Below are 25,609 nucleotides of genomic sequence, written 5' to 3'. Positions count from 1 at the left end.
CGTAGGATTCCCGGAGTTGGACGACATGCTGAGAGGCTCACTTACCGCGCTCGTGACACCATTCGAAAAGAATGGCCGTCTCGACGAGAAAGCCTTTCGCGAACTCGTCGAATGGCAGATCGCCGAGGGCACCACGGGCCTCGTGCCGGTCGGCACCACGGGCGAGTCGCCGACGCTGACCCATGACGAGCACCGCCATGTCGTGAAGATGTGCGTCGAGGTTGCGCGCGGCCGCGTGCCGGTCATTGCCGGCGCCGGCTCGAACAACACCGAAGAGGCCGTCGGTCTGGTCAAGTATGCCGAGAGCGTCGGCGCCGACGCCGTGCTCGTGGTCACGCCCTACTACAACAAGCCGACGCAGCGCGGCCTTTATGCGCATTTCGCAGCCGTTGCCCAGGCAACGACGCTGCCCGTCATCATCTACAACATCCCGCCGCGCTCGATCATCGACATGACGCCAGAGACGATGGGCCGGCTGGCCCATGACTTCAAGAACATCGCCGGCGTCAAGGACGCGACCGGCAAGGTCGAGCGTGTCTCCGAGCAGCGCATCACCTGCGGCACCGATTTCATCCAGCTGTCGGGCGAGGATGCCTCGGCGCTCGGCTTCAACGCCCATGGCGGTGTCGGCGCCATTTCGGTGACCTCGAATGTCGCGCCGCGCCTTTGCGCCGAGTTCCAGAACGCCAGCCTGTCGGGCGACAACGCCAAGGCGCTCGAGCTGCAGGACCGCCTGATGCCGCTGCACAAGGCGATCTTCATCGAGCCGGGCGCTTCGGGCGCGAAATATGCGCTGTCGCGTCTCGGCCGCATCGAGAACGTGCTGCGTTCGCCGCTGGTGACGATCGAGCAGTCGACGGCCGACAAGATCGACGCGGCAATGAAATTTGCCGGCCTCATCAACTGAGTGCCCAAGGGTTGCGAAACAGCCGCTTCGCAGCCATGTAAGCGCTCTTCGAATTGTGCGTCCTTCGAGGCTTGCTGTTGAGCTCGTGCCTCGGGAGAGGGGCAGTCAGCACATGGCGTCCGGGATCTGATGCGCTGTTGGCGCAGGGTTGTGGGCGCGCAGTGCTTTCCCATCCTGAGATGCGTGCCCGGCGGCCGAGCATCGGTGGACGCACCAGAAAAGTAGCGACGTCATGAGCCAGGGCAAGAAATCCGACCCCAACAACAAGATCGCCGCGGAAAACCGCAAGGCGCGCTTCAACTATGAGGTTCTCGACACGCTCGAGACCGGCATCGTGCTGAGCGGCACCGAGGTCAAGGCGCTGCGCCTGGGCCAGGCCAATATCCAGGATTCCTACGCCTCGTTCGAGGGTGGGGAATTGTGGCTGATCAATTCCTACATCCCGGAATATCTGCAGGCCAACCGCTTCAACCACGAGACACGCCGCCGCCGCAAGCTTCTGGTCAGCAAGCGCGAAATGGCCAGACTCGCCCAGAACATCGAGCGCGAAGGCATGACGCTGATCCCGCTCAAGATCTATTTCAACGATCGCGGCATGGCCAAGATGCTTCTCGCCGTCAGCCGCGGCAAGAAGCTGCACGACAAGCGCGAAAGCGAAAAGCAGCGCGACTGGAACCGCGAAAAGGGCCGGCTGCTGAAAGAGCGGGGGTAGGGGACGCTACAGATCGCCCCCTGGGGAGACGAGGTGACAACGCTTCGTCATCCCGGGCGAGCGCAGCGAGACCCGGGACCCATTGACTGGATCATCTTGGCGAACGGCCGGGTCCTCGTCCTGGCCTTCATGAATGCAACCGCGAACCCCGATCCCGGCCGCGTCGGTCAATAGGTCCCGGTTCTCGCTTCGCTCGGCCGGGATGACGGCGCTGGCGCTGATAACCTCCGCTGCGCTTCGGTTTCCGGGATGACGCGTCGATGTTGGCGCGCCAAGCTTGTTCACCAGCTCGCATAATCCTGGCGCGTGCGGCCGGCGCAATCGCTTAACCAACGCGCTGATTCCCCTGCCGACGTCCCGTCGAAATACGGCATCTGCCGTATGCACAAGTCAGCGCATTGCTGCCACTTCTCTACGCAGACCACGAGCGGCGCGGCGTGGTTTGGCACCGGGGGCGGTGCCTGAGCGCCTGGAGGGCCGGGTAACAGGTGAAAGGAGCAGAAATGAAGACGATCATGATGGCAGCGGCGGTGTCGCTGCTGCTGGCGCCGACGGCTTATGCCGCAGCGCCGGTGGCGAATGAGGACGGTGCCAAGGCCGCAATCAGTGCGCAGGCGACCAAGGACGACGCTGTCCGGCTGGCCGCCGGCCGCAACAGGTCCGGGAGCATCGGATTACCTCGCAGCAACGGCCTCGTGCCGGGCCGGGGTTTCGGTCTCGGCTGATCCTGTCGCGGGCGTCGGCCCTGGCTGGTTCCGCCGCACGCGACCGCACCATCTACCGGCTGGCGCAGTAGCCAGCCGTTCCATTTGCAGGTGCCCCTTGCCCGGTTGTGCTCTCAGCGCAACCGGCTTTTTTTCATGCGCGGTGGAAAGGCGGTCTATATGGGCCGTCTATTGCTGCAGGAATTCGGCCACGTCACGGAAGACGTTGACGAACATCTCTTCGGTCAGCACGCCTGTATTGGTGTTGTAGCGCGAGCAATGATAGCTCGAAAACACCGCGATGTTGCCGACATCGCATCGCGCGCCGTGCTTGAAGGGCACGGCCGCGACGCGCGCGCCGAGCGCCCTGACCGTCGACTGGTGGCCGATCGAGCCCAGCGTCAGGATCGCCTTCAGGTTGGGAAAGCGCGCGATCGTCGGCACCAGGAAGGAACGGCAGGTGTTGATCTCCGCGCCCACCGGCTTGTTGTCGGGCGGCACGCAGCGCACGGCATTGGTGATCGCCGTGCCGATCAGTTCCAGGCTGTCGTCGGGCCGCGCCTCGAACACGCCGCGGGCCATGCCGAAGCGCTTGAGCGTCGAGTAGAGCAGTTCGCCGGCATAGTCGCCGGTGAACGGGCGTCCGGTGCGGTTGGCCCCGCGTACGCCCGGTGCCAATCCGACGATCAGGAAACGCACCGCCTCTTCGCCTTCGGGAGGAAGGAAGGAGCGGACGGGTCCGTTGTACCAGCCCGGCTCGCGGGCGCGCCAACTGGCGATGAAGTCGTGCAGGCGCGGGCAGAGCGGGCAGTCCCGGTCGGGATCGACCGGCAAGGCAGGCCGGCTGGCTTGAATAGCGGGCATCAAATCTCGTCGGCCGGAGGTTCGACCGGGTCGGGCTTGCGCGCCGGACGTTCGGACGGTTCGCGGCCGATCTCGGCCTTTAGCGTCATCAGGTCGATGAAATGGTCGGCCTGGCGGCGAAGATCGTCCGAGATCATCGGCGGCTGGGAAGCCATCGTCGAGATGACCGAGACCTTGCGGCCGCGGCGCTGCAGCGCTTCGACAAGCGTGCGGAAATCGCCGTCACCGGAGAAGATGACGTAGTGGTCGACGACATCGGCGAGTTCCAGGGCATCGACTGTCAGTTCGATGTCCATGTTGCCCTTGATCTTGCGCCGGCCCGAGGCGTCGGTGAATTCCTTGGCCGGCTTGGTGACGACCTTGAAGCCGTTATAGTCGAGCCAGTCGATCAGCGGGCGGATCGAGGAGTATTCCTGGTCCTCGACGAGTGCAGTGTAATAATAGGCGCGCAACAGATAGCCGCGCTTCTGGAAGCTGGAAAGCAGTTTGCGATAGTCGATGTCGAAGCCGAGGGAGCGGGAGGTTGCGTAGAGATTAGCTCCGTCGATAAAAAGTGCGATTTTCTCGCGAGGATCAAACATAGGAAAATTTCCTTGTTGAAATAGGCTGACGCCACATGCGCTGAACCGAGCGCCCGTTCCCCCAAATCAATGACTTACCCCACTGCGGCAAATATCGCTCGCGATGGTTCATTCCAAGGGGGCACCGTCGCGGAGCGGTAAATTAATTGTGGGTGGATGGCTGTCCGAAATCCGACGCGTCGGTGGCAAAGCCGGCTTGATGCTTGAATTGCGCGGCCGTTCAGGTTATGGCACGCGTCAGCTTTCCGTCAAATCCATGCATGAAAGGGGCACTTCATGGCCCGCGTAACCGTTGAAGACTGCATTGACAAGGTCGACAACCGCTTTGAGCTGGTGCTGCTCGCCGGCCACCGCGCCCGCCAGATCTCGCAGGGCGCGCAGATTACCCTGCCGCGCGACAACGACAAGAACCCCGTCGTGGCACTGCGCGAAATCGCCGATGAGATGCTGTCGCCCGACGATCTCAAGGAAGACCTGATCCACTCGCTGCAGAAGCATGTCGAAGTCGACGAGCCGGAGCCCGAGGCACCCGAGCCAGCCGACCAGACGACCGCCTCGGCGATCGACGCGGACGAGCCGGAAGAGAACATCAACTTCGACCGCATGTCGGAAGAAGACCTGCTCGCCGGCATCGAGAGCCTCGTGGCTCCCGAAAAGAGCGACGACTACTGAGACCTATCGAGAATTCTACCCTGCCGGCCACCTGACGCGGCTTTCTCCGCTTCCGGTGCTCACGGACCCGAAAGTCCGCTCCGCTCCGGTTCTCGAAAGCCACGCCATCTGACTCGGCAGGGCGAATTCTCAAAAAGGTCTCGCGGCGTGCCAAAACGCTGCCAAACCGGCTTATCGGCACTTCCGCGCCGCCATATCTGTGTTTATCTATGACATGCGTCGCAAGCCCTTGCGGCGCATGATTCATTTCGAGTTCCGGGAAGCCGCCCATGATGCGTCAGTATGAGCTTGTCGAGCGCGTCCAGCGCTACAAGCCTGACGTCAACGAAGCGCTGCTCAACAAGGCCTATGTCTACGCCATGCAGAAGCATGGCCATCAGCGCCGCGCCTCTGGCGATCCTTATTTCTCGCATCCGCTCGAAGTGGCGGCGATCCTCACCGACATGCATCTCGACGAGGCGACCATCGCGGTCGCCCTGCTGCATGACACCATCGAGGACACCTCGGCGACCCGCGCCGAGATCGACGAGCTGTTCGGTCCCGACATCGGCAAGCTTGTCGAGGGCCTGACCAAGCTCAAGAAGCTCGACCTCGTCTCCAAGAAGGCCGAGCAGGCGGAAAACCTGCGCAAGCTTCTGCTGGCCATCTCCGAGGACGTGCGCGTGCTCCTGGTCAAGCTCGCCGACCGGCTGCACAACATGCGCACGCTGCACCACGTGCCCGAGAGCAAGCGCCTGCGCATCGCCGAGGAGACGATGGACATCTATGCGCCGCTCGCCGGGCGCATGGGCATGCAGGGCATGCGCGAGGAGCTCGAGGAGCTCGCCTTCCGCTACATCAATCCCGAGGCCTACCGCACCGTCACCGAACGGCTGGCCGAGATGTCGGAGCGCTCGAAGGGCGTGCTCGGCGACATCGAGAAGGCGCTGTCGGCGCAGTTCGAGAAATACGCCATCAAGGCCGAGGTGAAGAGCCGGCAGAAGAAGCCGTGGTCGGTGTTCCGCAAGATGGAGACCAAGGCGCTGTCGTTCGAGCAGCTGTCCGACATCTTCGGCTTCCGCGTCGTCGTCGAGTCCGTCGAGGATTGTTATCGTGCGCTGGGTTCGATCCACACGACATGGTCGATGGTGCCGGGGCGGTTCAAGGACTACATCTCGACGCCGAAGCAGAACGACTACCGCTCGATCCACACCACCATCGTCGGTCCGTCGCGCCAGCGCATCGAGCTGCAGATCCGCACCCGCGAGATGAACAAGATCGCCGAATATGGCGTCGCCGCGCACTCGATCTACAAGGACAATGCCGGCAAGGCCACCAATGGCGCCGGCCACACCATCTCCAAGGAAACCAATGCCTATGGCTGGCTCAGGCGCACCATCGAGCAGCTCGCCGACGGCGACAATCCCGAGGATTTCCTCGAAAACACCAAGCTCGAGCTGTTCCAGGACCAGGTCTTCTGCTTCACGCCCAAGGGCATGCTGATCGCGCTGCCCAGGGGGGCGACCCCGATCGACTTCGCCTATGCGGTGCACACCGACGTTGGCGACACCTGCGTCGGCGCCAAGGTCAACGGCCGGGTGATGCCTTTGATGACCGAGCTCAAGAATGGCGACGAGGTCGAGATCATCCGCTCCAAGGCGCAGGTGCCGCCGGCGGCGTGGGAATCGATCGTGGTCACCGGCAAGGCGCGCTCGGCGATCCGGCGGGCGACCAAGAACGCCATCCGCAAGCAATATTCCGGCCTCGGCGCCCGCATCCTCGAACGCGCCTTCGAGCGCGCCGGCAAGAAGTTCTCCAAGGACAGCCTGAAGTCGGTGCTGCACCGCCTGGCGCGCAAGGACATCGAGGACGTGCTGGCGTCCGTCGGTCGTGGCGAGCTGTCGTCCAACGACGTCGTCCGCGCCGTCTTCCCCGACTACAAGGAAGAGCGCGCCACCCATCCGGCCAAGCCGCGCGAGGAGGGCTGGTCGAAGATCCGCAACGCCGCCGGCATGCTGTTCCAGATTCCCGGCCGCTCGACCGCGCCGTCGCGCAAGGAACAGAAGGCGCAAGGCAGTGCCGTGCCGATCCGCGGCGTCAGCGGCGACCTGCCGGTGCGTTTCGCCCCCGAGGGTGCGGTGCCGGGCGACCGCATCGTCGGCATCATGCAGCCGGGCTCCGGCATCACCATCTACCCGATCCAGTCGCCGTCGCTGATGGCCTTTGACGACCAGCCGGAGCGCTGGATCGACGTGCGCTGGGACCTCGACGAGGGCTCGAAGGAGCGTTTCCCTGCCCGGCTTTCGGTGACCGCGATCAATGCGCCGGGCTCGCTCGCCGACATCGCCCAGGTGGTGGCGGCCAACGACGCCAACATCCATACGCTGTCGATGATCCGCACCGCACCCGACTTCACCGAAATGCTGCTCGATCTCGAAGTCTGGGATCTGAAGCACCTGAACCGGCTGATCTCCCAGCTCAAGGACAACTCGAGCGTCAGCGATGCCCGCCGCGTCAACGGCTGAGGCAGGGGCTGAGGCAGGCGCGCTGGACTGAAGACAGGAAAGACGACGATGCAGACACAAGACGTTCTCGACATTTTCCGCTCGGCGGGCGCGGTGCTCGAAGGCCATTTCATCCTGACCTCGGGCCTGCGAAGCCCGGTGTTCCTGCAGAAGGCACGCGTCTTCATGCATGCCGACAAGACCGAAGCTTTGTGCAGGGCGCTGGCCGACAAGATCCGCGCCGAGGTCAAGGGCGACATCGACTATGTCGTGGGCCCGGCGATCGGCGGGCTGATCCCGGCCTATGAGACCTCCAGGCACCTCAAGGTGCCGGCGATCTGGGTCGAGCGCGAGCAGGGCACCTTCCGCCTGCGCCGCTTCGAGATCGAGAAAGGCGCGCGTGTCGTCATCGTCGAGGACATCGTCACGACGGGCCTGTCGATCCGCGAGACCATCGCTTGCCTGAACGAACTCGGCGCCGAGGTGGTGGCCGCCGCCTGCATCATCGACCGCTCGGGCGGCAAGACCGATGTCGGCGTGCCGCTGGTAGCCCTTGCCGAATATGAAGTGCCGGCCTATCCGGCCGACCAGCTGCCGCCGGAACTGGCGGCGATCCCGGCGATCAAGCCGGGCAGCCGGAATATCTGAGGCTTCAGTTGAGCCCGGTCACCCCCCTCTGGCCTGCCGGCCATCTCCCCCGCAAGGGGGGAGATCAGCAGCTTGGGCCAATTGCCCCGAGAGGGAAAATATGATCCTCGGCATCGGCAGCGATCTTGTCGACATCAGGCGGATCGAGAAATCGATCGTCCGTCATGGCGAGCGCTTCATCCAGCGTATCTTCACCGATGCCGAGCAGGCGCGCGCCGAGGGGCGGCGGGGGCGGATCGCGTCTTATGCCAAGCGTTTCGCCGCCAAGGAGGCCTGTTCCAAGGCGCTCGGCTGCGGTATATCAGAAGGTGTGTTCTGGCGCGACATGGGCGTGGTCAACCTGCCGGGCGGGCGGCCGACGATGGAGCTGACCGGCGGCGCCGCGCACCGGCTGGCGACGATGTTGCCCGAAGGCCATCGCGCGGTGGTGCACCTGACCATCACGGATGATTTTCCGCTTGCGCAAGCCTTTGTGATCATCGAGGCGCTGCCGGTCGAACAACCGCCACTATCTTAGGCTTTTGGCACCGGCTTGGACATTGCTCCTGGGGCGGTGAGCCCTTATACCCATCGCGCCCCCAATCGGTGACGACAAGGGCGTGGTTGAAAACGAGGACGACATGAGCGTGGCTGAAAAACAGAAGAAGTCCGGCGGGCTCGGCGAGACCGTGAGCGTCATCGTCCAGGCGCTGCTGCTCGCTTTGGTGATCCGGTCGCTGCTGTTCCAGCCGTTCTCGATTCCGTCGGGCTCGATGCGGCCGACGCTGCTCGAGGGCGACTATCTGTTCGTCACCAAGTGGGCCTATGGCTATTCGCGCTATTCGCTGCCGTTCTCACCGGACCTGTTCTCGGGCCGCCTCTTCGGCTCGGATCCCGAGCGCGGCGACGTCGTCGTCTTCAAGTTCCCGCCCAATCCGTCGCTCGACTACATCAAGCGCGTCGTCGGCCTGCCCGGCGACCGCATCCAGATGAAGGACGGCCAGCTCTACATCAACGGCACCGCCGTGCCGCGCGAGAAGGTCGGCCAGATCGACAACCCCGATATCACCGAGGTCAACCGTCCGGTCGACGTCTATCGCGAGACGCTGCCGAACGGCGTCTCCTACGACACGCTCGACCTGACGCCGGATGCGATCGGCGACAACACGCGTGAATTCGTCGTGCCCGAAGGCCACTTCTTCATGATGGGCGACAACCGCGACAACTCGACCGACAGCCGCTTCAATGTCGGCTTCGTGCCTGCCGATCACCTCGTCGGCCGCGCCAACATCATCTTCTTCTCGATCGCCAGCGGCGCAAGCCCGCTCGAGATCTGGAAGTGGCCGACCGAGATGCGCGCCTCGCGCCTGTTCAACTTCGTCCGATAGGCATGGCAGGCAAACGGCTCACCGCCACGGAACTCGCCGACGCGCTGCAACTCCGCACCGGCCATAATTTCCGCGACCATCAGCGCCTGCAACGGGCGCTGACGCATGGCAGCGCGCGCAGCGCCAATGCCGGCGTCGACTACGAGCGTTTCGAGTTCCTGGGCGACCGGGTGCTCGGCCTCGCCGTTGCCGACATGCTTGTGTCGGATTTTCCCGATGCGCCCGAAGGCGAGCTGTCGGTCCGTCTCAACGCGCTGGTCAACGCCGAGGCGCTGGCCCAGATCGCCGACGAGATCGGCCTTGCCGAACTGATCCGCGCCGGCTCGGAAGTGCGCAATCTGGCCGAGCGCAAACGCGTCAACCTGCGTGCCGACGCGCTGGAATCGCTGATCGCCGTCATCTATCTCGACGGCGGGCTGGACGCGGCCAAGCGCTTCATCCACAAATTCTGGAAGCCGCGCGCCAAGGCCGTGGGGGCGGCACGCCGCGACCCCAAGACCGAACTGCAGGAATGGGCGCACCAGGCGTCGACTTCAGTGCCTGCCTACGAGATCGAAAGCCGCACCGGCCCTGATCACGACCCCGTCTTTTCGGTGATCGTGCGGGTCGGACAATTTTTGCCCGCCACCGGCACCGGACGCTCCAAGCGCGAGGCCGAGCAGAGCGCTGCCGCAGCCTTGCTGGTGCGCGAGGGCGTATGGAAGAATGAGGAGACCGCATCGTGACCGATGCCCCTGAAACCACACTGCCCGCAACGGGCGGCACCCGCTCGGGTTTCGTCGCCCTGCTGGGTGCGCCGAATGCCGGCAAGTCGACGCTGGTCAACCAGCTCGTCGGCGCCAAGGTGTCGATCGTCACCCACAAGGTGCAGACCACCCGCGCCATCGTGCGCGGCATCGCCACTCACGACACCGCCCAGATCGTGTTCATCGACACGCCGGGCATCTTCAAGCCGAAGCGCCGCCTCGACACCGCGATGGTGACGACTGCCTGGGGCGGCGCCAAGGATGCCGACCTGATCCTGGTGCTGATCGATGCCGAGCGTGGCATCAAGGGCGATGCCGACGCCATCCTCGAACGGCTCAAGGATGTGCGTCAACCCAAGGTGCTGATCCTCAACAAGGTCGATCGGGTCGATCCCGAAAAGCTGTTGAAGCTGACCGCAACCGCCAATGAGCGCGTCGACTTCGAGCGCACCTTCATGGTGTCGGCGCTGACCGGCTCAGGCTGCAAGGATCTGCTCGACTATCTCGCCAGGCGGCTGCCCGAGGGGCCGTGGTATTACCCGGAAGACCAGATCTCCGACCTGCCGATGCGCCAGCTGGCGGCCGAGATCACCCGCGAAAAGCTCTATCTCAGGCTGCACCAGGAATTGCCTTACTCCTCGCATGTCGAGACCGAGAAGTGGGAAGAAAAGCCCGACGGCTCGGTGCGCATCGAGCAGGTCATCTATGTCGAGCGCGACAGCCAGAAGAAGATCGTGCTCGGCCACAAGGGCGAGACCATCCGCGCCATCGGCCAGGCCTCGCGCATGGAAATCGGCGGCATCCTCGAGCAGAAGGTGCACCTGTTCCTGTTCGTCAAGGTGCGCGAAAACTGGGGCGACGACCCCGAGCGTTATCGCGAGATGGGGCTGGATTTCCCGCGCTAGCGCATTTTCTTGCGCAGCAAGGCACGATCAGTTCAGCCCTGCGATCCTGTGGGCTGCAAAGCCCGCCAGGGCGCTGATCGGAATGGCCGCCGCAGATGGGGCGGCCATGAGCAGCATGGCGATGGCGAACAGAGGATGTTCGCCTGCGATCAGCAGGCCCAACGCCATGAGGGCGGCGACCACGAGCGCTGCGCCCGTCCATATCGCCGCCGAAACCGCTGCAATGATCGAGCCACGGGTTCCAAGGCGCTGGATTGTCCGCCATTTCACAAGTGAATAGGCGCAAAAAATGATCGGCGCGAGCAGCAGCGGCCAAGCCATGATGCCCCACATGCCAAGCCTGTCGCCCGCCCGTAGGGCCAAGTAAAACCCTATCGTCAGCAGAGTATATGTTGCGCAGGATACCAGGGCTCGCCTCACCGCGGAGCCTGCTCTGTTGTTCGCATGGACAGGCTCATTTTGGCCAAACCTCGCAGGCTTTTCCACGCAAGACAGTCTAAGGAACAAGTTCGTGTTGGAGCAACAAGTTCAGCTTGGGCTGGTTACCGATCTGGAACTATCGCTCTCGCAATGCTTTTTCTGAATCGGGGCGAGGTGGTGCGACATGCACATGACCGCCCTTTCATCACTCCCGATCGCCGCGCGCGTAGCGGCCCGGCGATTGCCCGACATGGCGGCTGAAGGCGGTGCTGAAGGTGCTGGCCGAGCCGTAGCCGACCTGGCGGGCGACTTCGTCGAGTGCGATGTCCTTGCCGGCGAGCAGCTTCTTGGCCAGTGCCATGCGCCAGGCCTGCAGATATTCCATCGGCCTGACACCGACGGTGCGGGTGAAGCGGTCGAAGAAGGCCGAGCGCGACAGGCCGGCCGCGCCGGCCAGTTCGGCCACCGTCCACGGCCGCTGTGGATCGCCATGCATCCGCCTGATCGCCCCTGAAATCCTGGCGTCCGCAAGTCCGCTGAGGAAGCCGGGCGCCGAGCCCCTGGCGCGGCTTGCCCTGAGCGCTTCGATCAGAAGAATCTCGACGAGGCGGCCGAGCACCAGCTCGCGGCCGGCATTGTCGCCGCTCGCCTCCTCGCCGACGAGCCGCACCAGCGTCGAAAGCCGCTCGACACCGCTGATGTGGATCATGGCGGGCAGCAGCGACACCAGAAGGGCCGCATCGGGCGAGCCGAAGACGAAATAACCGCCGAGCAGGCGGACATCGGCCGGGCCGTCCTGCCGGCCGTGGCGAACTTCCTCCGTCGGCGCCGGGGTCGTCTTCGGATCGATGCGCCTTGGCGTCACCGGCTCGAAGCCGGACATGGTGAAAGCAGGGGTGGCCGGCAACAGCACGAAGTCGCCCTGTTCGAGCACAACCGGTGCCTCGCCGTCGACGGCGAGACGGCAGCTGCCTTCGAGCACGGCGCAGAAACCGGGCTGGCCGAATTCGGAATAACGCACGCCCCATGCTCCGGCGCCGCTGATCCCCTTCGAGAAGATGGTGCGCGGCTGCAGCAGCTCAATGATTTGGGCGAGCGGATCGGTCGTGAGCACGTCAGTCATATCAGGACTATCGCCAATTAATTATGGACTAGAGATTGATGATAGTCCTGATTTTGGACGGTATTTTTATGGCGTCAACATCACTAGGGAAAAACACCATGAAAACCGTACTGATCACCGGATGCTCCTCGGGTTATGGCCTGGAGATCGCCCGCCACTTCCATGCCGGGGGCTGGAACGTCGTCGCCACCATGCGCAGCCCACGCCAGGACATCCTGCCGCGCTCCGAGCGGATGCGCGTCGTCGCTCTCGACGTCACCAATGAGGACAGCATCGCCGCAGCACTTGCTGCCAGCGGCCCGATCGACGCGCTGGTCAACAATGCCGGCATCGGTCTCGTCGGCGCCTTCGAGGCGATGCCGATGGCGCATGTGCGCAAGCTGTTCGAGACCAACACCTTCGGCGTCATGGCGATGACCCAGGCGGTCATCCCGCAGTTTCGCGCGCGCCGGTCGGGCGTCGTCGTCAATGTGACGTCGAGCGTGACGCTGGCGCCGATGCCGCTGGCCGCCGCCTACACCGCAAGCAAGATGGCGATCGAGGGTTTCACCGGCTCGCTCGCCCATGAACTCGGCGCCTTCGATGTCAGGGTCAAGCTCGTCGAGCCGGGTTATGCCCCGACCACGCGTTTTGCCCACAATACCGAGCTGCGCGTCGAAGATCTCATTCCCGAGGCCTATGCCGGCTTTGCCGGGCCGATCTTCGCCGGTTTTGCGACGCCTGACATGGTGACCAAGGAGACCGACGTCGCCGAAGCCGTGTGGCTGGCGGCAAACGATGTGTCGGGGCAGCTGCGCTTTCCGGCGGGACCCGATGCGGTGGCCCTGGCGCAGGCGGGCTGAGTCAGAGCATGATCCCGAAAAGTGGGTGCCGGTTTTCGGAAAAGATCATGCTCCAACAAGAGTCAGATCGTAGCGCAGCACGTGGTTGGGGTAGAACTGGTCGTCGATCTGGAAGCGGGTTTCGCCGGCCTTGGCAAAACCCTTCCTCAGATAGAAGTCGGTGGCGCGCTGGTTTTCGGCATTGACCGCAAGCCAGACGTCGGGCCGGCCGGTGCCGGCGCAGATGCGCAGTGCCGCCTCAAGCAGCCTGCCGCCGGCGCCCGAGCCCTGGTGGCGGGGCTGGACATAGAGCTTGGCGATTTCGAGATCGGAACAGCCGGGCACAGGGGAGGGGGCGCCCGATGTGATCTGGATGAAGCCGTCGATCCCGACGGTGTTCTGCGAGACCAGGATTGTCTGGTCTGTCCGCGCCAAGATCTCCTCGAAACCGGCGGCGGTGAAATGCTCGAGCGCATAGTCGGCGAAGAAGGCACTGACACCGTTGCGGATGTAGGTGTTCAGCCAGACTTCCAGCCCGAGTGCTGCGAGGCTGGAGGCATCCGTCAAGTTGGCCGGCCTGATCACGTCTCGATCCATTCTGTCCGCTAAGAGCAAGCCGCGAATAAAGGATGCTTTGATGTTTTGGAAGGTGTGATCCTTAAAACTCAATGTTGCCGGTTGAACGATAAAAATGTTCGCGCGAATAGAGCGCCAGAGTCGCTGTTTCGTTGGAACAAGAAAGCATGTGAAACGTTGTTTAGTGTTGGAGTGCGATGAGCGGGCAATGCACCGCTCCGTGAGGTGCACGAGCACTCCCAGGAGACTGACATGGATACCACCACTCTTCTCATCATCCTTATCGTACTTGTTCTGCTGGGCGGCGGCTGGTTTGGCCGCGGTCGCTGGTATTAATCAACGCTTTCAAGAGCGGGCGTGGCGGTAATTTTGCGCTTCTTGTTCGGCAAGACGTCAGCGACGCAGGTCATAGCCTCGTGCTCGCACTCGCATCAACGACTCCGCACGGCTCCAAACGTTGCCCGTTAGCTGCTGCCTGCCGCCAATCGAATGAAGTTGAGGCATGGCTGAACCAGTAATCAAATCCGAAGGCCAAAAGGTCGCCGGAGCTGAAGTCGAAAGCTTTCGGAGGGATCTCGGACCGTTTGTCGTTGCCGCTGAAACGACACGCATGGCGATGGTTTTCACGGATGCGAAAGAGCCCGGCAGTCCGATCATTTTCGCCAATGACGCCTTTCTCCGTCTGACCGGATATTCGCGCGACGAGTTGCTCGGCCAAAGCTTCAACTTCCTGATCGCGGGCGGCACCGACCTCGATTCTCTGGCGCGCATCGAAGCCACTTTCGTGGGCGACGCCAATGGCGGCTCGGAAATCTGCTACCGCCGAAAGAACGGCAGCGAGTTCTAGTCATCGGGTGAAGAATACGCTTGCCACTGTGCAGTCGATTGTCTGGCAGGCGCTGCGAAACACCTCCAATCCCGACGTGATCAGGGACTCCATCGAGTCGCGCCTCTTTGCGCTCTCACGGTCGCATGACCTGTTGACCCGCGAGAACTGGGAAGGTGCGGGGTTGCTCGATCTGATCAAGGCAGCCCTGGAGCCGTTCGGGATCGCAAATGGCAGGTCGCAGCACGTTGTCATCACCGGCAGCAACATCCGCGTCTCACCCAAGGTTACCCTGGCACTGGGCATCGCCTTCCATGAACTTGCGACCAATGCGGTAAAATACGGCGCGTTTTCCAACAATGTTGGGTCCGTCCTGATTTCATGGACGATCGAGCCCTCGCCTGAGGGCGGTCGGCTTGTCGTGCGCTGGCAGGAGAAGGACGGTCCGCCGGTCATGCCACCGTCCAGAAAGGGTTTTGGCTCGCGGGTCCTGGAGCGCGGCCTGGCACACGAACTGGATGGCGCGGTCGATCTCGACTACCGGGTGGAAGGCCTTGTCTGCACGATGGACTTTCCTGCCGCCTGTGGTGTTCGCGATGAATAGGCTGCTTTGTGATGCTCGTCCTCCTCATGATCGAAGACATGCTGGCCGACCTCGGCTGCGTGTCGGTGATCGCTGCCGCCACGGTCGAGCAGGCGCTTGCCCTCATCACGGCGCATGATTTCGATGCCGCCATGGTGGACATGAACCTGAATGGCGACAACACCTATGTCGTGGCCGACGCGCTCGCCGCGCGCGGCGTACCTTTCGTCTTTTCGACGGGCTATAGCGGCCACATGAAGGACGGCTACCGTGATCGGCCGGTCCTGAAGAAGCCGTTCATGGACAAGGAACTGGCCGAGATGTTTGCCCACCTGCTGTCAGGCTGACCGGCAAAATCAGGAAACGCCGCGCCCACTGCTGCTCTGAAAAAGAGCTGGCGTCCTGTTGGGTCCCTGGACGGCCAGCATGCGCAGCCGCTGCCCACGCCACATCAGTAGGCTAGCGTTGGCGTGCGGACCTGGCCCGTGCCGGCGGTGGTTTCGGCGAACGGCTGACAGGTGCAGTCGTCGTCGACTTCAGCAGTTTGCGAAAGCTCGGGCACTCCATATGCGACGGCGCCGGGCAGTCGGCGACGTGGCGGATGACGTCGCGCAGCATCCTGAGCTCGATGATCTGGCGTTCCAACTCCTTGGCCCTTTTGTGCAGTTGGTCGCGCGGAATGTCCGGGCGGTCGTCGCTGCCGAACATGGCCGATATTTCGGGCAGCGAGAAGCCGGCGGCCTTGCCCATGCCGATGAGCGACAGTTTCATCAGCACGTCATGGTCGAACTGCCGCCGCAGGCCATGCCGCGCGACAGAGCGGATCAGGCCGATCTCCTCGTAATAGCGCAGCGTCGACGGCGGCACGCCGGTGCGTTCGACGACCTCGCCGATATCCAGGAAATGCATGCTTGACCTCAAGTTGGCTTGAAGTCGTAGGTTCTGCCTATCGATCGAATTCAGCAAGAGGAAAAATCATGCAAGTCGTTCAACAAACTTTGGAAAGACCGGTCTGGCTGGATGGGCGGGCGGTGGCACTGCTGCTTGCCGCGTCGCTCACCACAATGGCCAATGCGACGATCAGCCCGGCGCTGCCCGGGCTCGAGCGGCTGTTTGCCGACGACCCCAACGCGGCGATGCTGACCCGGCTGCTGGTGCCGGCGCCGTCGCTCGCCGTCGCCCTGTTCGCGCCCTTCGCCGGCCTGGCGGTGGACCGGTTCGGCCGCCGCCTGCTGCTGCTTTGGGGCGTGATCCTGTTTGCCGTCGCCGGCTGCGCCGGGCTGGTCCTGCCCGACCTGCCCAGCATCTTCATGAGCCGCCTCGTTCTCGGCGTGGCGGTGGCATTGATCATGACGGCGCAGACCGCCCTTGTCGGCGACTATTTCAGCGGCGACAAGCGCAGCGCCATGACCGGGCTGCAGATCTCGGCGCGCAATTTCGGCGGCCTCGTCTTCATCTCGCTTGCCGGCTGGGTGGCGGCGAACTCGCCGCGCTGGCCCTTCGCCATCTATGGCCTCGCCCTGGTCTTCCTGCCCCTGATGTGGATGGTCATTGTCGATCCGCCCCGGCGTTTGCAGGCAACGGGTGCCAAGGCAACAAGTGACGCCGCCGGGCATCCGTCATGGGTGCTGCTGCTGTCGCTGCTGGTGCTGCTGCAGGCGCTCACCAACATGATCTTCTTCGTCATGCCGACGCAGATGTCGTTCTTCCTCGACGCGAAGGGATATGACGCCGCGATGATGACCGGCGCGATCCTCGGCACGGTGATGCTGTCCGGCGGCAGCTTCGCACTCATATATCCCAGGGTGCAGCGCGTCACGGGTTATGCCGGCATCTTCCTCATCGGTTATGCCGCGATGGCGCTCGGCTTCCTGCTTTTGCTCCTGGCCGGAACGACGCCAACGCTGTTTGCGGCAGCGGCTTCGATCGGAGCGGGTTATGCGCTTGTGTCGCCGAGCTTCGTTGCGCTGACCCTGGACCTTGCGCCGCTGCGGCGCAGGGGCGTCAGCGGCGGCGTGCTGACGGCGTCGATCTTCATCGGCCAGTTCATCTCGCCGCTGCTGGTCACGCCTTTGATCGCCAGGCATGGCTACGGAACGCTGTTCGGCGGCACAGCGCTGCTGCTGGCGACGATGGCGATTGCGGCGGGAGCGGCCTGCGCCGCTGCCAAGGTCCGCAGACGCTGAGGCATGTCTTCGAAACCGGCGGCGAGCCGATCCGCCGCTGTCGAACAATCAGCGCGCGTTTCGGGCTGCTATGGCGAGGATGGTCTGGAACAGCTCGTCCTTGGCCTCGTCAGGCGTGATGTCGCCGCATGCGGCGGCGAAGGACAGCGCTTCGGCCGCCCCCAGCATCGCCAGAAGTCCTGACGCAGCGATGGTGCCTCCAGGCGCGAAAGGGGCGAGCAGGCTCCGGCACTTCTCCATGAAAACAGCTTCATAGTCGCGCTTGACCCTGGCCAGCTCGGGCGAGCCGGCCAGCGCCGAGATCACGCCGGGGATCTCGCGGCCCTGTTCGAGCACGCAGTCGACATAGGACGCGGCGATGACCATCGCCCGGCTTGGCAGGGTCGGCTCGCTGGCCTGGAAGGCGGCATCCATCAGCGCGGTCTGGTGGGTGTCGAACTCCTGGTAAAGGGCGGCGAGCAAAGCGGGACGCGTGGCGAAATGATCATAGACGACGGGTTTTGCCACGCTCGCCTGCTCGGCCAGCCGGGGCAAGGTCAGCGCCTCGGTGCCGTCCTCGCGGATGATGCCCCAGGATACGGCGATGAGCTGCCGGCGCCGCTCCTCCCGCGACAGGCGGCGGCGCGGTGTCTGTTCCAGCGTTTCAGTGCTTGACGTCATAATGTACCAAAAGTATATACCGAAGGTAGGTTACAAAAAGTATATAAGCTGTGACCGTCGCCCGCAACCACGAAACAGGAATATCGACATGCACGCGCTCATCGTCGTCGCCCATCCCGATCCGCAGTCGCTCAGCCACGGCATCGCAGCACAGCTCGCCGCAGGGGTTGAGATGGCCGGCCATACCTATGAGATCGCCGACATCTCAGCGGAAGGTTTCGACCCGCGTTACACCGCTGGCGACCTTGCCGTTCACCGCCGGGAAGTGGCGCCTGCCGCCGACGTCGTCGCTGAGCAGGCGCGGATCGACCGCGCCGACACGCTGGTTCTGGTCTATCCCGTCTATTGGTGGTCGATGCCGGCTTTGCTCAAGGGCTGGATCGACAGGGTGTTCGCCAATGGCTGGGCCTATGACGAAGGCGCCGGCATCAAGCCGGTGAAGCGGCTGCGTCACCTCAATGTGCATCTTGTCGCCATTGGCGGCGCCAGCACGCGGACCTATGCCCGGCACGGCTATTTCGGCGCGATGAAGACGCAGATCGACCATGGCATCTTCGATTATGTCGGTGCGCCCGTCGCCACCTCGGAGCTTTTGCTCGACACCGAAACACTGGGGGCGGCCGAACATCTGGACGCGGCACGCAGCATCGGCCGCACCCTGTTCGCGGCTAAGAGGCAGAGCGAGGCGGCTTGAAGCGTGGGGCTACAGCACCAAAAGGCCCAAACCGCGCAGCAGCTCGGTCGCCTGGCTTTTCGAGATCGCGGCACCTTTGAGGATCGCCGCTTCGTTGAGCTTCAGCGGGCCGAGGTCGCAGCCGCGCAAATCGGCGCCTTCGAAGCGGCAGGAGCGCAGGCTGGCGCCGCGCAGGCTGCAACCGTCGAAGATCGCCTCGCGGAAATCGCAGCCGGTGAGCTCGGCATCGCTGAAATCGAGATGGTCGAGCGTCTTGCGCCGGAACGAAATCGCCGGCAGCAGGGCGCTGACCATCAGGCATTGCTGGAAGTCGGCGCCGATGAAGCTGCAATGGGCGAAATTCGCCCCAGTCAGCTTGCTCTGGCTGAATGTCGCGCCGTTGAGCCGCGACCGTGTCCAGTCGGTGTTGGAGAGGTCGCAATTCTGAAACTGTGCGTCGACGCCGTCGATGGCCATGAGCCTGGCGCCCGCCATGCGGCAGCCGGTCCAACTGGTGTCGGTCAGCGTCGCAGCCTGGAGGTCGGCACCCGTCAAATTGCAGTCGGCGAATGTGCAGCCGCTGAAGTCGAGCCGCGACAGATCGTGGCCTGCCAGTTGCAGGCCACTGAAGGAGCGCTGCCCCTGGGCGATGAGGTCGACGAGGGCGGTGGCGGGCGGGTCGGCTGGCATGGTTTTTTCGAAACTGTCGCGTCGCGGTGTCGGCGGTTCAGCTTTTCTGCAGCGCGACGTGGACGCCAAGGCCGACGAGCACCGCACCGCCGGCGCGCTGCATCAGCCTTTGGGCGCGGCGCGACCGCTTGAGCCGGTCGGTCATCGCCCCGGCCAAAAGGACGCCGAAGACGTCGGCCAGGGTGAACATCGCATTGACCACGGTGCCTAGGATGAAGAACTGCAGCCAGACCGGAAAGGCCGCCGAAGCGTCGATGAACTGCGGCAGGAAAGCCATGAAGAAGATCGCCGTCTTGGGGTTGAGCACCTCGACGGCGATGCTCTCGACGAAGGCGCGGCGGGCGGATTTCGGCGCGATGGCGGGCAGGTTGCCGTCACCCTCATTCCTGGCGCGGAACATGGCGATGCCGAGCCAGACGAGATAGGCGGCACCGGCAAGCTTGACGACCAAATAGGCCAGCGGCACGGCGTGGAACAGCACCGACAGGCCGGCGGCGGCGGCTATGACGTGAACGTAGCCGCCGAGATGGATGCCGAGTGCCGCCATCAGCCCCGACCAGCGCCCGCGCGCCAGCGTCTGGGCTGCGGCATAGAGCATGGCCGGACCCGGCATGAAGGCGAAGATCGCGGTGGTGGCGACAAAGGCGATCAACAGTTCGGCTGACGGCATGGCAGGCTCCCCGTCGCACCAAAATGGCGCGACCCATGCCGGCAAATTCGCACAGGGCGCGATCGTTCGGTAGGCGAAACCCGTCTGCCAGCCCGGCCTATATTTGGTCCAGCGATCGCGAAGCGCTGTTATGCCGCACATTTGCCGGTTTTTGCTGGCTACGGCTTTCTTCACGAAGTCGTGAGAATCGTGGGACTACACTTTCCGCGCTCACGCTCGTCCAGACGAGACCGAGTATTCACAATGTCATATTTTTCGCAGACGATCGTCGATTTTTGGCGGGCGCAGTTTCTCAACGGCGACATTCTCCACAGCGACGACAATTTTACTGTCGCCGCCGACCCTGATCTCGACGAGGACTGCCGGGTCATGGTGCTGGAGACGATCGATGGTCGGGCCATGGCGGTGGTGACGCCCGAGCTGGCGGCCAGGGTCGGCCTGCGCAAAAGGCAGGGCCTGTCCATCGCCGGCTTTCGCCACGCCCTTGATGGAGCGGGTGTGATGCTGCATGGCGCCGACCGCATCTATCATTTCACCGAGGCGGAGAAGAAGCGGCTGGCACTGGACGAGCCGGTTGTTGGGCCGAGGCGTCTGAGCGCCGAGGATGCGGCGCTGTTTTCAGGTTTCCAGGCGCAGGCGTCGGAGCAGGACCTCGATGGTGCCTCGGTCGAACTCGACCACTGGCTGGTGTTCGGTTCCTTCGAGCAGGACCGTCTTGTCTGTGCCGGCAGCATGTATCCCTGGATGAACGGGCGCGTCGCCGATCTCGGCGTGCTGACGCTCGAGCCCTACCGGGGCAAGGGCCACGCCCGCAAGGTGGTGCGTTCGATCAGCCGGCACGCCTGGGACCTGGGCTATGAGCCGCAATATCGCTGCCAGCTCGACAATGCGGCGTCGATCCTGCTCGCCGGCAAGGCCGGCCTCGAGCTGTTCGGCACCTGGGAGGTGGTTTCGCCCGATTCCGCCGCCTGATCCCGGCGGCGGTCCTCATCGTGGCCGGCTACGGCAAGTGGACGAGCCCGGCCTGTGTCGGCTCGAAGCCGCAGGCATCGAGATAGAAGCCGCGCAGATGCGGATCGAAATCGACGTGAAGCCATTCGCAGCCCGTGTTCCTGGCATTGTCGATCGCCAGCCGGACGAGGGTCGCGGCATGGCCGCGCCGGCGCAGCGGTGCGGCGACCATCGTGTCGAGCAGGAAGGCATGGAGGCCGCCGTCCCAGGCGACATTGACGAAGCCGGCGAGGCTGCCGGATTGCCGCATGCAGACCCAGCCGAGGCTGAACCTGTTGACCTGCGTCCACCAGTCGTCGTCGAAGAGCCGGTGCTCGAAACATGCGGCGTGCAAGGCGTTCAGCTCGGCATTGGCAAAGGCACCGCGCCATTCGAACAGCGGTTCGCTGCCGGTGGCGGGGTCAGCCACGCCAGTCCTCGGCGGCGAGCACCTGCTGGATGACCGACACCAACGTGTCGCGTGCGTCGCGCCGGGTCGCAAAACCGGCGACGGCAATGCCCTTTGCCGGTGCGTAATAGGCCGCAGTGCCCCAGAAGCCGAGATGCGAGTAGACCTCGGCACCGTCGACGGTGTCGACTGATATGCCGAGGCGATAGGTGGCGGCACCGTCGTGGCTGCCCTGGGAGAGCATTTCGCGCAGCGTGTCGGGGCTGTCGAAGACACGGCCTTCGAACAGCGCTGCAAAGAGGGTGGCGAGGTCGCGCACCGACATCACCAACCCGCCGCCGCCATAAAGATCCATCGAGGCGCTGATCCCGGTGGCATCGACATCGCCGAAAAACTGGCGCGCCCGCGGCTCGACGTGCACAGGCTGCGGCTCTGATATCTCCCACCAGCTCGTTGCAAGGCCGAGCCGCTCGAATCCCATCTCGCGCCGGACGGTTGCCGCAAGCGTCGTGCCCGAGATGCGCTCGATGATGTCGCCAAGCAGGATATAGCCGGTGTCGGAATAGCTGAAGCGCGTGCCCGGTTCGCTGAGCGGCGCCGAGAATTTGGCGCCGAGGCGAACCTGCTCTTCGCGCGTCCACAAATGCTGCGGCTCGCGCAGGACGGTGGCAAAGAATTCGGGGGCGTTGGTGTGGTCGACAAGGCCGCCGCTGTGGTTCAGCAGGTGGCGAAGGGTGATCCTGTCGGTGCGGTAGCCGGCGGCAGCGAGCAACGCGTTGAACAGCGGGTCGATCAACCGTGCGATCGGGCCGTCGAGATCGATCAGCCCGCGTTCCCAGAAGCGGAGGATGGTGGCGGCAACGAAGGTCTTTGTGTTGCTGGCGACCCGGAGCGGCGTGTCGAGCGACATCGGTCGGCCGGCTTGTTCGTCGGCCATGCCCGATGCCGTGGCCCAGGGCCGCTCAAGGCCCTGGCCGGTGGCGTAGAGTGCCAGCGGGATCCGCTGGTCACGGACAAGGTCGACAAGCGTTTCCCGGTTCATTCCATATTCCCAGTGGCGACGCGGCCGCATCATGATTCGCGGGTCAGTCTCTCCGGCGGTGCCGGCGAGGCATAGCGCCAGTTGGCGTAACAGCCTGGCCAGCCGTGTCGGCGGCGCGACGAACGTCTCTCCAGTCGGCCTGTATTCTTCGATGTGGGTTTGCTAATATGCTGTCGTTGCCAAGTTGTTCGTGGGGCGCAGGGCGCTTTATGACCGATACCGAATTGCTGGAAAGCCTCGCAAAGATTCGCAGTTACAGCGAAGCCCGTGGATTCGACTTTGCTCTCGACTGGGATCCGTCGATCCTGCTGTCGATACGCGAGGTCATCGGCTTCGTTGCTCTTTTTGGTCATCCAGGCAAAAGCTCATCGGTGCGCCTTGGCGCTTTCGAGCGATCGTCACTGGACGAGCGGACCAGAAACCTGGAGTGGCTGCTGCGCGAGGTGACTGGTCAAGAGACCGGTTCGGCGGCGGATGTGTCCGAATTGCAGCGGTTGCTGTGGGTCGCGGCAAGCAAGCTGCAGCACATCGACGACGGACTTCGCCAGTATCAGCCAGGCGCGGCAAAAGCCCTCGAGGTCCTCGTCGGGGCCGGTTATGTCGCAAGCATGCCAAAGCGTTTTCAGGATCTCCTCGATCGATCGCCCGATGTCGCCCCCGATTTCGGCGGCGACGGGGCAAATGACGGACAGCGCCCGGCCGAGGTCGCCGGTGCGGCTGAGCCGGAGCCCGTTCGAGAGCCTGTTCCGACAGCCGTCCTGGTGGATGAAGGTTACGGCAAGCGGTCACAGCTCTGGCCGCTGCTGTCGCTGTCGGCCGCCGTGATCCTGCTCGCCGCGATGATCCTGGCGCCCACCCTGGGCATTAACCTGCCCCGCTTGTTTGGCGCTGAGGCAGACATTCTTCATGGCGCGGTGGTCGTCGGGCTCTGCATCATCGGCGCCGCCGTGGTGGCGGTGCGGCTGCAGGGCCTGCTTGCCGACCGGCGGGCCATCGAGAGCACTGAGCGAAGTCTCGCCACCGCCAGGCTGGAGGCTGCGCGGATTTCGCGTGGTCTCGGGTATCGTGACGCAGCATCGGGTGCGCAACGGGAGGAGGCTGAAAGCGGCTACGCCTCTCCAGGCGGCTGACCTGCTGTCATGTCCCGCTTTGCCGGATTTCCCCAGGCAGAGTTGTTGAAGGAACGGGCCGCCAGGCGGGCGGAAGTATCAGCCATTTCGGTCGAACTCGACCAGCTCGAGGCCGAGCTGAAGGTCCGCAAGGCGGAACTGCGGTCGGCTGGCCTGTGGTTGGCCGCCGACGGCACCGTCTTCGTGATCGGGATCATCGCTTCGCCTGTCACCGGCGGCCTGTCGCTGGCCATCGCCGCCTATGAGCTGCTGCGCCTGGGAATGGGCGGACTGGACGCAGCACGAATCAGCGGTCCCGTGCGCGAGCTGCAAAGACGCATCCTCGGCTGCCTGCTGAAACTGGAGCAGGCGGGTAGGGAGATCGGCCAGATCGACCGGGAACTGGCGCGCAGGACGAAGTCCTGAGCGAAGGCTCGGCGAGGCGGGGCCGACGGTCTTCACTCCAGCGACGGCGAACTGCCGAGCGACAGCGCCAGCTTGCGCAGCAGCCGCGCGAGTTGCGCCTGCTCGTCCCAGCTCAGGCTTTCGAGCATCAGCGTTTCCACCGCCATGTCGGCCTCGAAGGCCTCGCGGGCACGGGCAAGACCTTCCTCGGTCAATTCGACCGGCAGGCTGCGGCCGTCGCCATCGGACGCGACCTGCCTGATCAGGCCCGCCTTGACCAGCTTGACGATGCGGTTGGTGGCGCCGCCCGACGAGATCATCATCGACTTGTAGAGCTCGGTCGGACGCAGCCGGTAGGGCGGGCCCGAGCGCAGCAGCGTGAACAGCACGTCGGCCTCGCCGGTGTCGAGCCCGTAGGAGGCGAAGATCGCCTCGATCTTGGGCCGGGCGGCAAGCGTGATCCAGCGGGCGCGGCCGAGGATCGCCATGCCGCGCGTGTCGAGATGCGGCAGTTCCCTGGCCCATTGCGCCCGGCGGGCATCGATGCCGTCCTGCAGGCCGTCGCCGGCCAGTTCCCCAATATTCTCGTCGAGATGTCTTGACACTAAGATAATTCCATATTTATCTTAGTGCTAAGATATCTCGGAGATGACCATGACGCAACAGGAAGTTCTTCGTTTGCCGGTGTCCTATGCCGCGCGCTCGCCGCTGATCCTGCTGGCCTTGTGCGGCCTGGTCTTCGCCACCCGCATCATGATCTCCAAGGCGGCGCTGAATGCCGGCATGCAGCCATTCCAGCTGGCGCTGGTCGCCAATGTCGGCGCCGGCATGGTGCTGCTGCCGCTGCTCGCCGCTTCCGGGCAGGGCATTCCGCGCCAGCGCAGCCACATCCTGCTCTATCTGGTGCTCGGCATCATCAGCTTCACCGTGCCGACGGTGCTCGGCTACTACATCGTCGACCGGGTCGGGCCGGCCTACACCTCGACGGTCTATTCGCTGTCGCCGCTGCTGACGATGAGCTTTGCCGCCGGCCTCGGCATCGAGCGCATGTATTTCAGGCGTTTCGCCGGCATCCTGATCGGCCTCGCCGGCATGGCGGCCCTGGTGCAGCAGCAACTGGCCGAGATCGACTTCTCGCAGACTGTCTGGGTGCTGCTCGGCATCATCGTTCCGGCCTGTGCCGCCGCCGGCAACATCATCCGCACGGCGTACTGGCCCAAGGGCTCGTCGGCGCTCGCCTTTTCCTGCGGCATCCTGTTGAGCTCGAGCCTGATGGTGGCGCTGGTGGCACCGTTCTTCGAGGCGCCGTCGAGCTGGGTCTTTTTCGACCGCGACATCCTGTTCTGGATCGGTTGCATGGTCGCGACGTCAGCCTCGTCCTATCTGCTCAACTTCCGCCTGCAGGAGATCGGCGGGCCGGTGTTCTTCAGCCAGCTCGGCTATTGGGGCACCGGCTTCGGTGTGGTGCTGGCGGCCATGCTGTTCAACGACGTGCTGACTGTGCTGTCGGTCGCAGGTCTGGCGGCGATCATCGCCGGCGGCGTGCTGGCCAACCGCAAGCGCGCCTGATCAATCAAACTTCAACGAGGAGAACGACATGTCCTTCCAGGCCTATCTCGACACCATCAAGACCAAGACCGGCAAGGGACCGGAGGAATTGGCCGCACTCGCCGACGGCAAGGGATTTTCCGACGCCGGCAAGCTGAAGGCTGGCGTGAAGGCCGGGCAGATCGTCGAATGGCTGGGCTCCGAGTTCGGCCTCGGCCACGGCCATTCGATGGCGGTCTATGCGCTGCTCAGCGGCAAGAGGAAGCCCGGCGACAAGTAGCTGTCGCCG

Annotated in this window: 33 protein-coding genes; 21 read left to right on the top strand and 12 right to left on the bottom strand. The window is 64.1% G+C overall.

What is annotated here, in order from left to right:
• The first annotated feature begins 25 nt into the window (after positions 1–25).
• The 3 genes from dapA (at position 26) to H5P29_RS24060 (ending at position 2,344) form a co-directional block, all read left to right on the top strand.
• Positions 26–907: a 4-hydroxy-tetrahydrodipicolinate synthase gene (gene dapA, locus H5P29_RS24070; RefSeq protein WP_067966880.1), complete on the top strand. Its 882-nt coding sequence runs from the start codon at positions 26–28 to the stop codon at positions 905–907.
• Between the two features lie 232 nt (positions 908–1,139).
• Positions 1,140–1,619: an SsrA-binding protein SmpB gene (gene smpB / locus H5P29_RS24065; RefSeq protein ID WP_067964246.1), complete on the top strand. Its 480-nt coding sequence runs from the start codon at positions 1,140–1,142 to the stop codon at positions 1,617–1,619.
• Positions 1,620–2,122: 503 nt separating this feature from the next.
• Positions 2,123–2,344, top strand: a complete 222-nt coding sequence (locus H5P29_RS24060; RefSeq protein ID WP_154385013.1) for a hypothetical protein — start codon at positions 2,123–2,125, stop codon at positions 2,342–2,344.
• Between the two features lie 168 nt (positions 2,345–2,512).
• Here H5P29_RS24060 and H5P29_RS24055 read toward each other — a convergent pair whose 3' ends face one another.
• Both H5P29_RS24055 and H5P29_RS24050 read right to left on the bottom strand, forming a co-directional pair.
• The gene (locus H5P29_RS24055) at positions 2,513–3,187 is read right to left on the bottom strand and encodes a uracil-DNA glycosylase (RefSeq protein ID WP_154385014.1); all 675 of its coding nucleotides are present in this window, start codon (positions 3,185–3,187) and stop codon (positions 2,513–2,515) included.
• Positions 3,187–3,768, bottom strand: a complete 582-nt coding sequence (locus H5P29_RS24050; protein ID WP_154385015.1) for an NYN domain-containing protein — start codon at positions 3,766–3,768, stop codon at positions 3,187–3,189. The genes H5P29_RS24055 and H5P29_RS24050 overlap by 1 nt, the downstream gene beginning before the upstream one ends.
• 276 nt (positions 3,769–4,044) lie before the next feature.
• On the opposite strand from H5P29_RS24050, the gene rpoZ reads away from it, so the two are divergent.
• The 7 genes from rpoZ to era all read left to right on the top strand — a co-directional run bounded on the left by rpoZ (position 4,045) and on the right by era (position 10,589).
• A complete protein-coding gene (gene rpoZ, locus H5P29_RS24045) occupies positions 4,045–4,440 on the top strand; it encodes a DNA-directed RNA polymerase subunit omega (RefSeq protein WP_067964237.1) in 396 nt (131 codons plus the stop codon).
• 269 nt (positions 4,441–4,709) lie between these two features.
• On the top strand, positions 4,710–6,944 hold the full coding sequence (locus tag H5P29_RS24040; RefSeq protein WP_154385016.1) for a bifunctional (p)ppGpp synthetase/guanosine-3',5'-bis(diphosphate) 3'-pyrophosphohydrolase: 2,235 nt from the start codon (positions 4,710–4,712) through the stop codon (positions 6,942–6,944).
• A 48-nt stretch (positions 6,945–6,992) separates the two neighbouring features.
• Positions 6,993–7,571 carry an orotate phosphoribosyltransferase gene (pyrE, locus tag H5P29_RS24035; RefSeq protein ID WP_154385017.1) on the top strand — a complete coding sequence of 193 codons (579 nt, stop codon included), beginning with the start codon at positions 6,993–6,995 and terminating at the stop codon, positions 7,569–7,571.
• Positions 7,572–7,671: 100 nt separating this feature from the next.
• Positions 7,672–8,088, top strand: a complete 417-nt coding sequence (acpS, locus tag H5P29_RS24030) for a holo-ACP synthase (protein WP_154385018.1) — start codon at positions 7,672–7,674, stop codon at positions 8,086–8,088.
• A gap of 103 nt (positions 8,089–8,191) precedes the next feature.
• Positions 8,192–8,938 (top strand): signal peptidase I, encoded by a 747-nt coding sequence (lepB, locus tag H5P29_RS24025; RefSeq protein WP_154385019.1) that lies wholly within the window; start codon positions 8,192–8,194, stop codon positions 8,936–8,938.
• Between the two features lie 2 nt (positions 8,939–8,940).
• Positions 8,941–9,663 carry a ribonuclease III gene (rnc, locus tag H5P29_RS24020; protein ID WP_067964232.1) on the top strand — a complete coding sequence of 241 codons (723 nt, stop codon included), beginning with the start codon at positions 8,941–8,943 and terminating at the stop codon, positions 9,661–9,663.
• The gene (gene era, locus H5P29_RS24015; RefSeq protein ID WP_067964230.1) at positions 9,660–10,589 is read left to right on the top strand and encodes a GTPase Era; all 930 of its coding nucleotides are present in this window, start codon (positions 9,660–9,662) and stop codon (positions 10,587–10,589) included. The genes rnc and era overlap by 4 nt, the downstream gene beginning before the upstream one ends.
• Positions 10,590–10,616: 27 nt before the next feature.
• Here the strand turns inward: era and H5P29_RS24010 are convergent, their stop codons facing one another.
• Positions 10,617–10,922 (bottom strand): hypothetical protein, encoded by a 306-nt coding sequence (locus H5P29_RS24010; protein ID WP_115732927.1) that lies wholly within the window; start codon positions 10,920–10,922, stop codon positions 10,617–10,619.
• Between the two features lie 292 nt (positions 10,923–11,214).
• Positions 11,215–12,132: an AraC family transcriptional regulator gene (locus H5P29_RS24005; protein WP_154385020.1), complete on the bottom strand. Its 918-nt coding sequence runs from the start codon at positions 12,130–12,132 to the stop codon at positions 11,215–11,217.
• Positions 12,133–12,230: 98 nt separating this feature from the next.
• On the opposite strand from H5P29_RS24005, the gene H5P29_RS24000 reads away from it, so the two are divergent.
• On the top strand, positions 12,231–12,974 hold the full coding sequence (locus H5P29_RS24000) for an SDR family oxidoreductase (protein ID WP_154385021.1): 744 nt from the start codon (positions 12,231–12,233) through the stop codon (positions 12,972–12,974).
• Positions 12,975–13,019: 45 nt separating this feature from the next.
• Here the strand turns inward: H5P29_RS24000 and H5P29_RS23995 are convergent, their stop codons facing one another.
• Entirely contained in the window at positions 13,020–13,538 is a 519-nt protein-coding gene (locus tag H5P29_RS23995) for a GNAT family N-acetyltransferase (protein ID WP_210328470.1), read from the bottom strand.
• A 493-nt stretch (positions 13,539–14,031) separates the two neighbouring features.
• Between H5P29_RS23995 and H5P29_RS32880 the strand changes: the two genes are divergently transcribed.
• Genes H5P29_RS32880 through H5P29_RS23985 form a run of 3 tightly spaced genes read left to right on the top strand, consistent with a single transcriptional unit; the run spans position 14,032 to position 15,285 of the window.
• Positions 14,032–14,376, top strand: a complete 345-nt coding sequence (locus tag H5P29_RS32880) for a PAS domain-containing protein (protein ID WP_281406736.1) — start codon at positions 14,032–14,034, stop codon at positions 14,374–14,376.
• A gap of 28 nt (positions 14,377–14,404) precedes the next feature.
• Complete coding sequence (locus H5P29_RS32875; protein WP_305820780.1) at positions 14,405–14,959, top strand: sensor histidine kinase; 555 nt, start codon at positions 14,405–14,407, stop codon at positions 14,957–14,959.
• Between the two features lie 11 nt (positions 14,960–14,970).
• Positions 14,971–15,285: a response regulator gene (locus H5P29_RS23985; protein ID WP_115732923.1), complete on the top strand. Its 315-nt coding sequence runs from the start codon at positions 14,971–14,973 to the stop codon at positions 15,283–15,285.
• A gap of 112 nt (positions 15,286–15,397) precedes the next feature.
• Here H5P29_RS23985 and H5P29_RS23980 read toward each other — a convergent pair whose 3' ends face one another.
• The gene (locus H5P29_RS23980) at positions 15,398–15,847 is read right to left on the bottom strand and encodes a helix-turn-helix domain-containing protein (protein WP_154385023.1); all 450 of its coding nucleotides are present in this window, start codon (positions 15,845–15,847) and stop codon (positions 15,398–15,400) included.
• Positions 15,848–15,915: 68 nt separating this feature from the next.
• On the opposite strand from H5P29_RS23980, the gene H5P29_RS23975 reads away from it, so the two are divergent.
• Entirely contained in the window at positions 15,916–17,124 is a 1,209-nt protein-coding gene (locus tag H5P29_RS23975; protein WP_154385024.1) for an MFS transporter, read from the top strand.
• Positions 17,125–17,172: 48 nt separating this feature from the next.
• Here H5P29_RS23975 and H5P29_RS23970 read toward each other — a convergent pair whose 3' ends face one another.
• Positions 17,173–17,784, bottom strand: coding sequence for a TetR/AcrR family transcriptional regulator (locus H5P29_RS23970; protein ID WP_154385025.1), 612 nt, complete (start codon positions 17,782–17,784; stop codon positions 17,173–17,175).
• Between the two features lie 88 nt (positions 17,785–17,872).
• On the opposite strand from H5P29_RS23970, the gene H5P29_RS23965 reads away from it, so the two are divergent.
• On the top strand, positions 17,873–18,478 hold the full coding sequence (locus H5P29_RS23965; RefSeq protein WP_154385026.1) for an NAD(P)H-dependent oxidoreductase: 606 nt from the start codon (positions 17,873–17,875) through the stop codon (positions 18,476–18,478).
• A 9-nt stretch (positions 18,479–18,487) separates the two neighbouring features.
• Here H5P29_RS23965 and H5P29_RS23960 read toward each other — a convergent pair whose 3' ends face one another.
• Positions 18,488–19,147, bottom strand: a complete 660-nt coding sequence (locus H5P29_RS23960; RefSeq protein ID WP_154385027.1) for a pentapeptide repeat-containing protein — start codon at positions 19,145–19,147, stop codon at positions 18,488–18,490.
• 37 nt (positions 19,148–19,184) lie between these two features.
• Positions 19,185–19,817 carry a LysE family translocator gene (locus H5P29_RS23955; protein ID WP_154385028.1) on the bottom strand — a complete coding sequence of 211 codons (633 nt, stop codon included), beginning with the start codon at positions 19,815–19,817 and terminating at the stop codon, positions 19,185–19,187.
• 243 nt (positions 19,818–20,060) lie between these two features.
• Between H5P29_RS23955 and H5P29_RS23950 the strand changes: the two genes are divergently transcribed.
• Positions 20,061–20,789 carry a GNAT family N-acetyltransferase gene (locus tag H5P29_RS23950; protein WP_154385029.1) on the top strand — a complete coding sequence of 243 codons (729 nt, stop codon included), beginning with the start codon at positions 20,061–20,063 and terminating at the stop codon, positions 20,787–20,789.
• Between the two features lie 28 nt (positions 20,790–20,817).
• Here the strand turns inward: H5P29_RS23950 and H5P29_RS23945 are convergent, their stop codons facing one another.
• Together H5P29_RS23945 and H5P29_RS23940 are read right to left on the bottom strand one after the other, a co-directional pair.
• A complete protein-coding gene (locus H5P29_RS23945) occupies positions 20,818–21,237 on the bottom strand; it encodes a GNAT family N-acetyltransferase (protein WP_185910184.1) in 420 nt (139 codons plus the stop codon).
• A complete protein-coding gene (locus H5P29_RS23940; RefSeq protein WP_154385030.1) occupies positions 21,230–22,258 on the bottom strand; it encodes a serine hydrolase in 1,029 nt (342 codons plus the stop codon). Before H5P29_RS23940 ends, H5P29_RS23945 begins: the two co-directional genes overlap by 8 nt.
• 209 nt (positions 22,259–22,467) lie before the next feature.
• Here H5P29_RS23940 and H5P29_RS23935 point away from each other — a divergent pair, with 209 nt between their 5' ends.
• Positions 22,468–23,388, top strand: coding sequence for a hypothetical protein (locus tag H5P29_RS23935; RefSeq protein ID WP_154385031.1), 921 nt, complete (start codon positions 22,468–22,470; stop codon positions 23,386–23,388).
• Between the two features lie 9 nt (positions 23,389–23,397).
• Positions 23,398–23,793 (top strand): hypothetical protein, encoded by a 396-nt coding sequence (locus H5P29_RS23930; protein WP_154385032.1) that lies wholly within the window; start codon positions 23,398–23,400, stop codon positions 23,791–23,793.
• Between the two features lie 32 nt (positions 23,794–23,825).
• Here the strand turns inward: H5P29_RS23930 and H5P29_RS23925 are convergent, their stop codons facing one another.
• Positions 23,826–24,377: a MarR family transcriptional regulator gene (locus tag H5P29_RS23925; protein WP_182574383.1), complete on the bottom strand. Its 552-nt coding sequence runs from the start codon at positions 24,375–24,377 to the stop codon at positions 23,826–23,828.
• Positions 24,378–24,426: 49 nt separating this feature from the next.
• On the opposite strand from H5P29_RS23925, the gene H5P29_RS23920 reads away from it, so the two are divergent.
• Both H5P29_RS23920 and H5P29_RS23915 read left to right on the top strand, forming a co-directional pair.
• Positions 24,427–25,341 (top strand): DMT family transporter, encoded by a 915-nt coding sequence (locus H5P29_RS23920; protein ID WP_067964201.1) that lies wholly within the window; start codon positions 24,427–24,429, stop codon positions 25,339–25,341.
• Positions 25,342–25,369: 28 nt separating this feature from the next.
• The gene (locus H5P29_RS23915; protein ID WP_154385033.1) at positions 25,370–25,600 is read left to right on the top strand and encodes a DUF4287 domain-containing protein; all 231 of its coding nucleotides are present in this window, start codon (positions 25,370–25,372) and stop codon (positions 25,598–25,600) included.
• Positions 25,601–25,609: the final 9 nt, after the last annotated feature.

It is taken from the genome of Aminobacter sp. MDW-2 (assembly GCF_014250155.1).
Classification (GTDB): domain Bacteria; phylum Pseudomonadota; class Alphaproteobacteria; order Rhizobiales; family Rhizobiaceae; genus Aminobacter; species Aminobacter ciceronei.
Note: the sequence above shows the minus strand (reverse complement) of the source record. Positions and strands in the feature narration are given on the sequence as shown.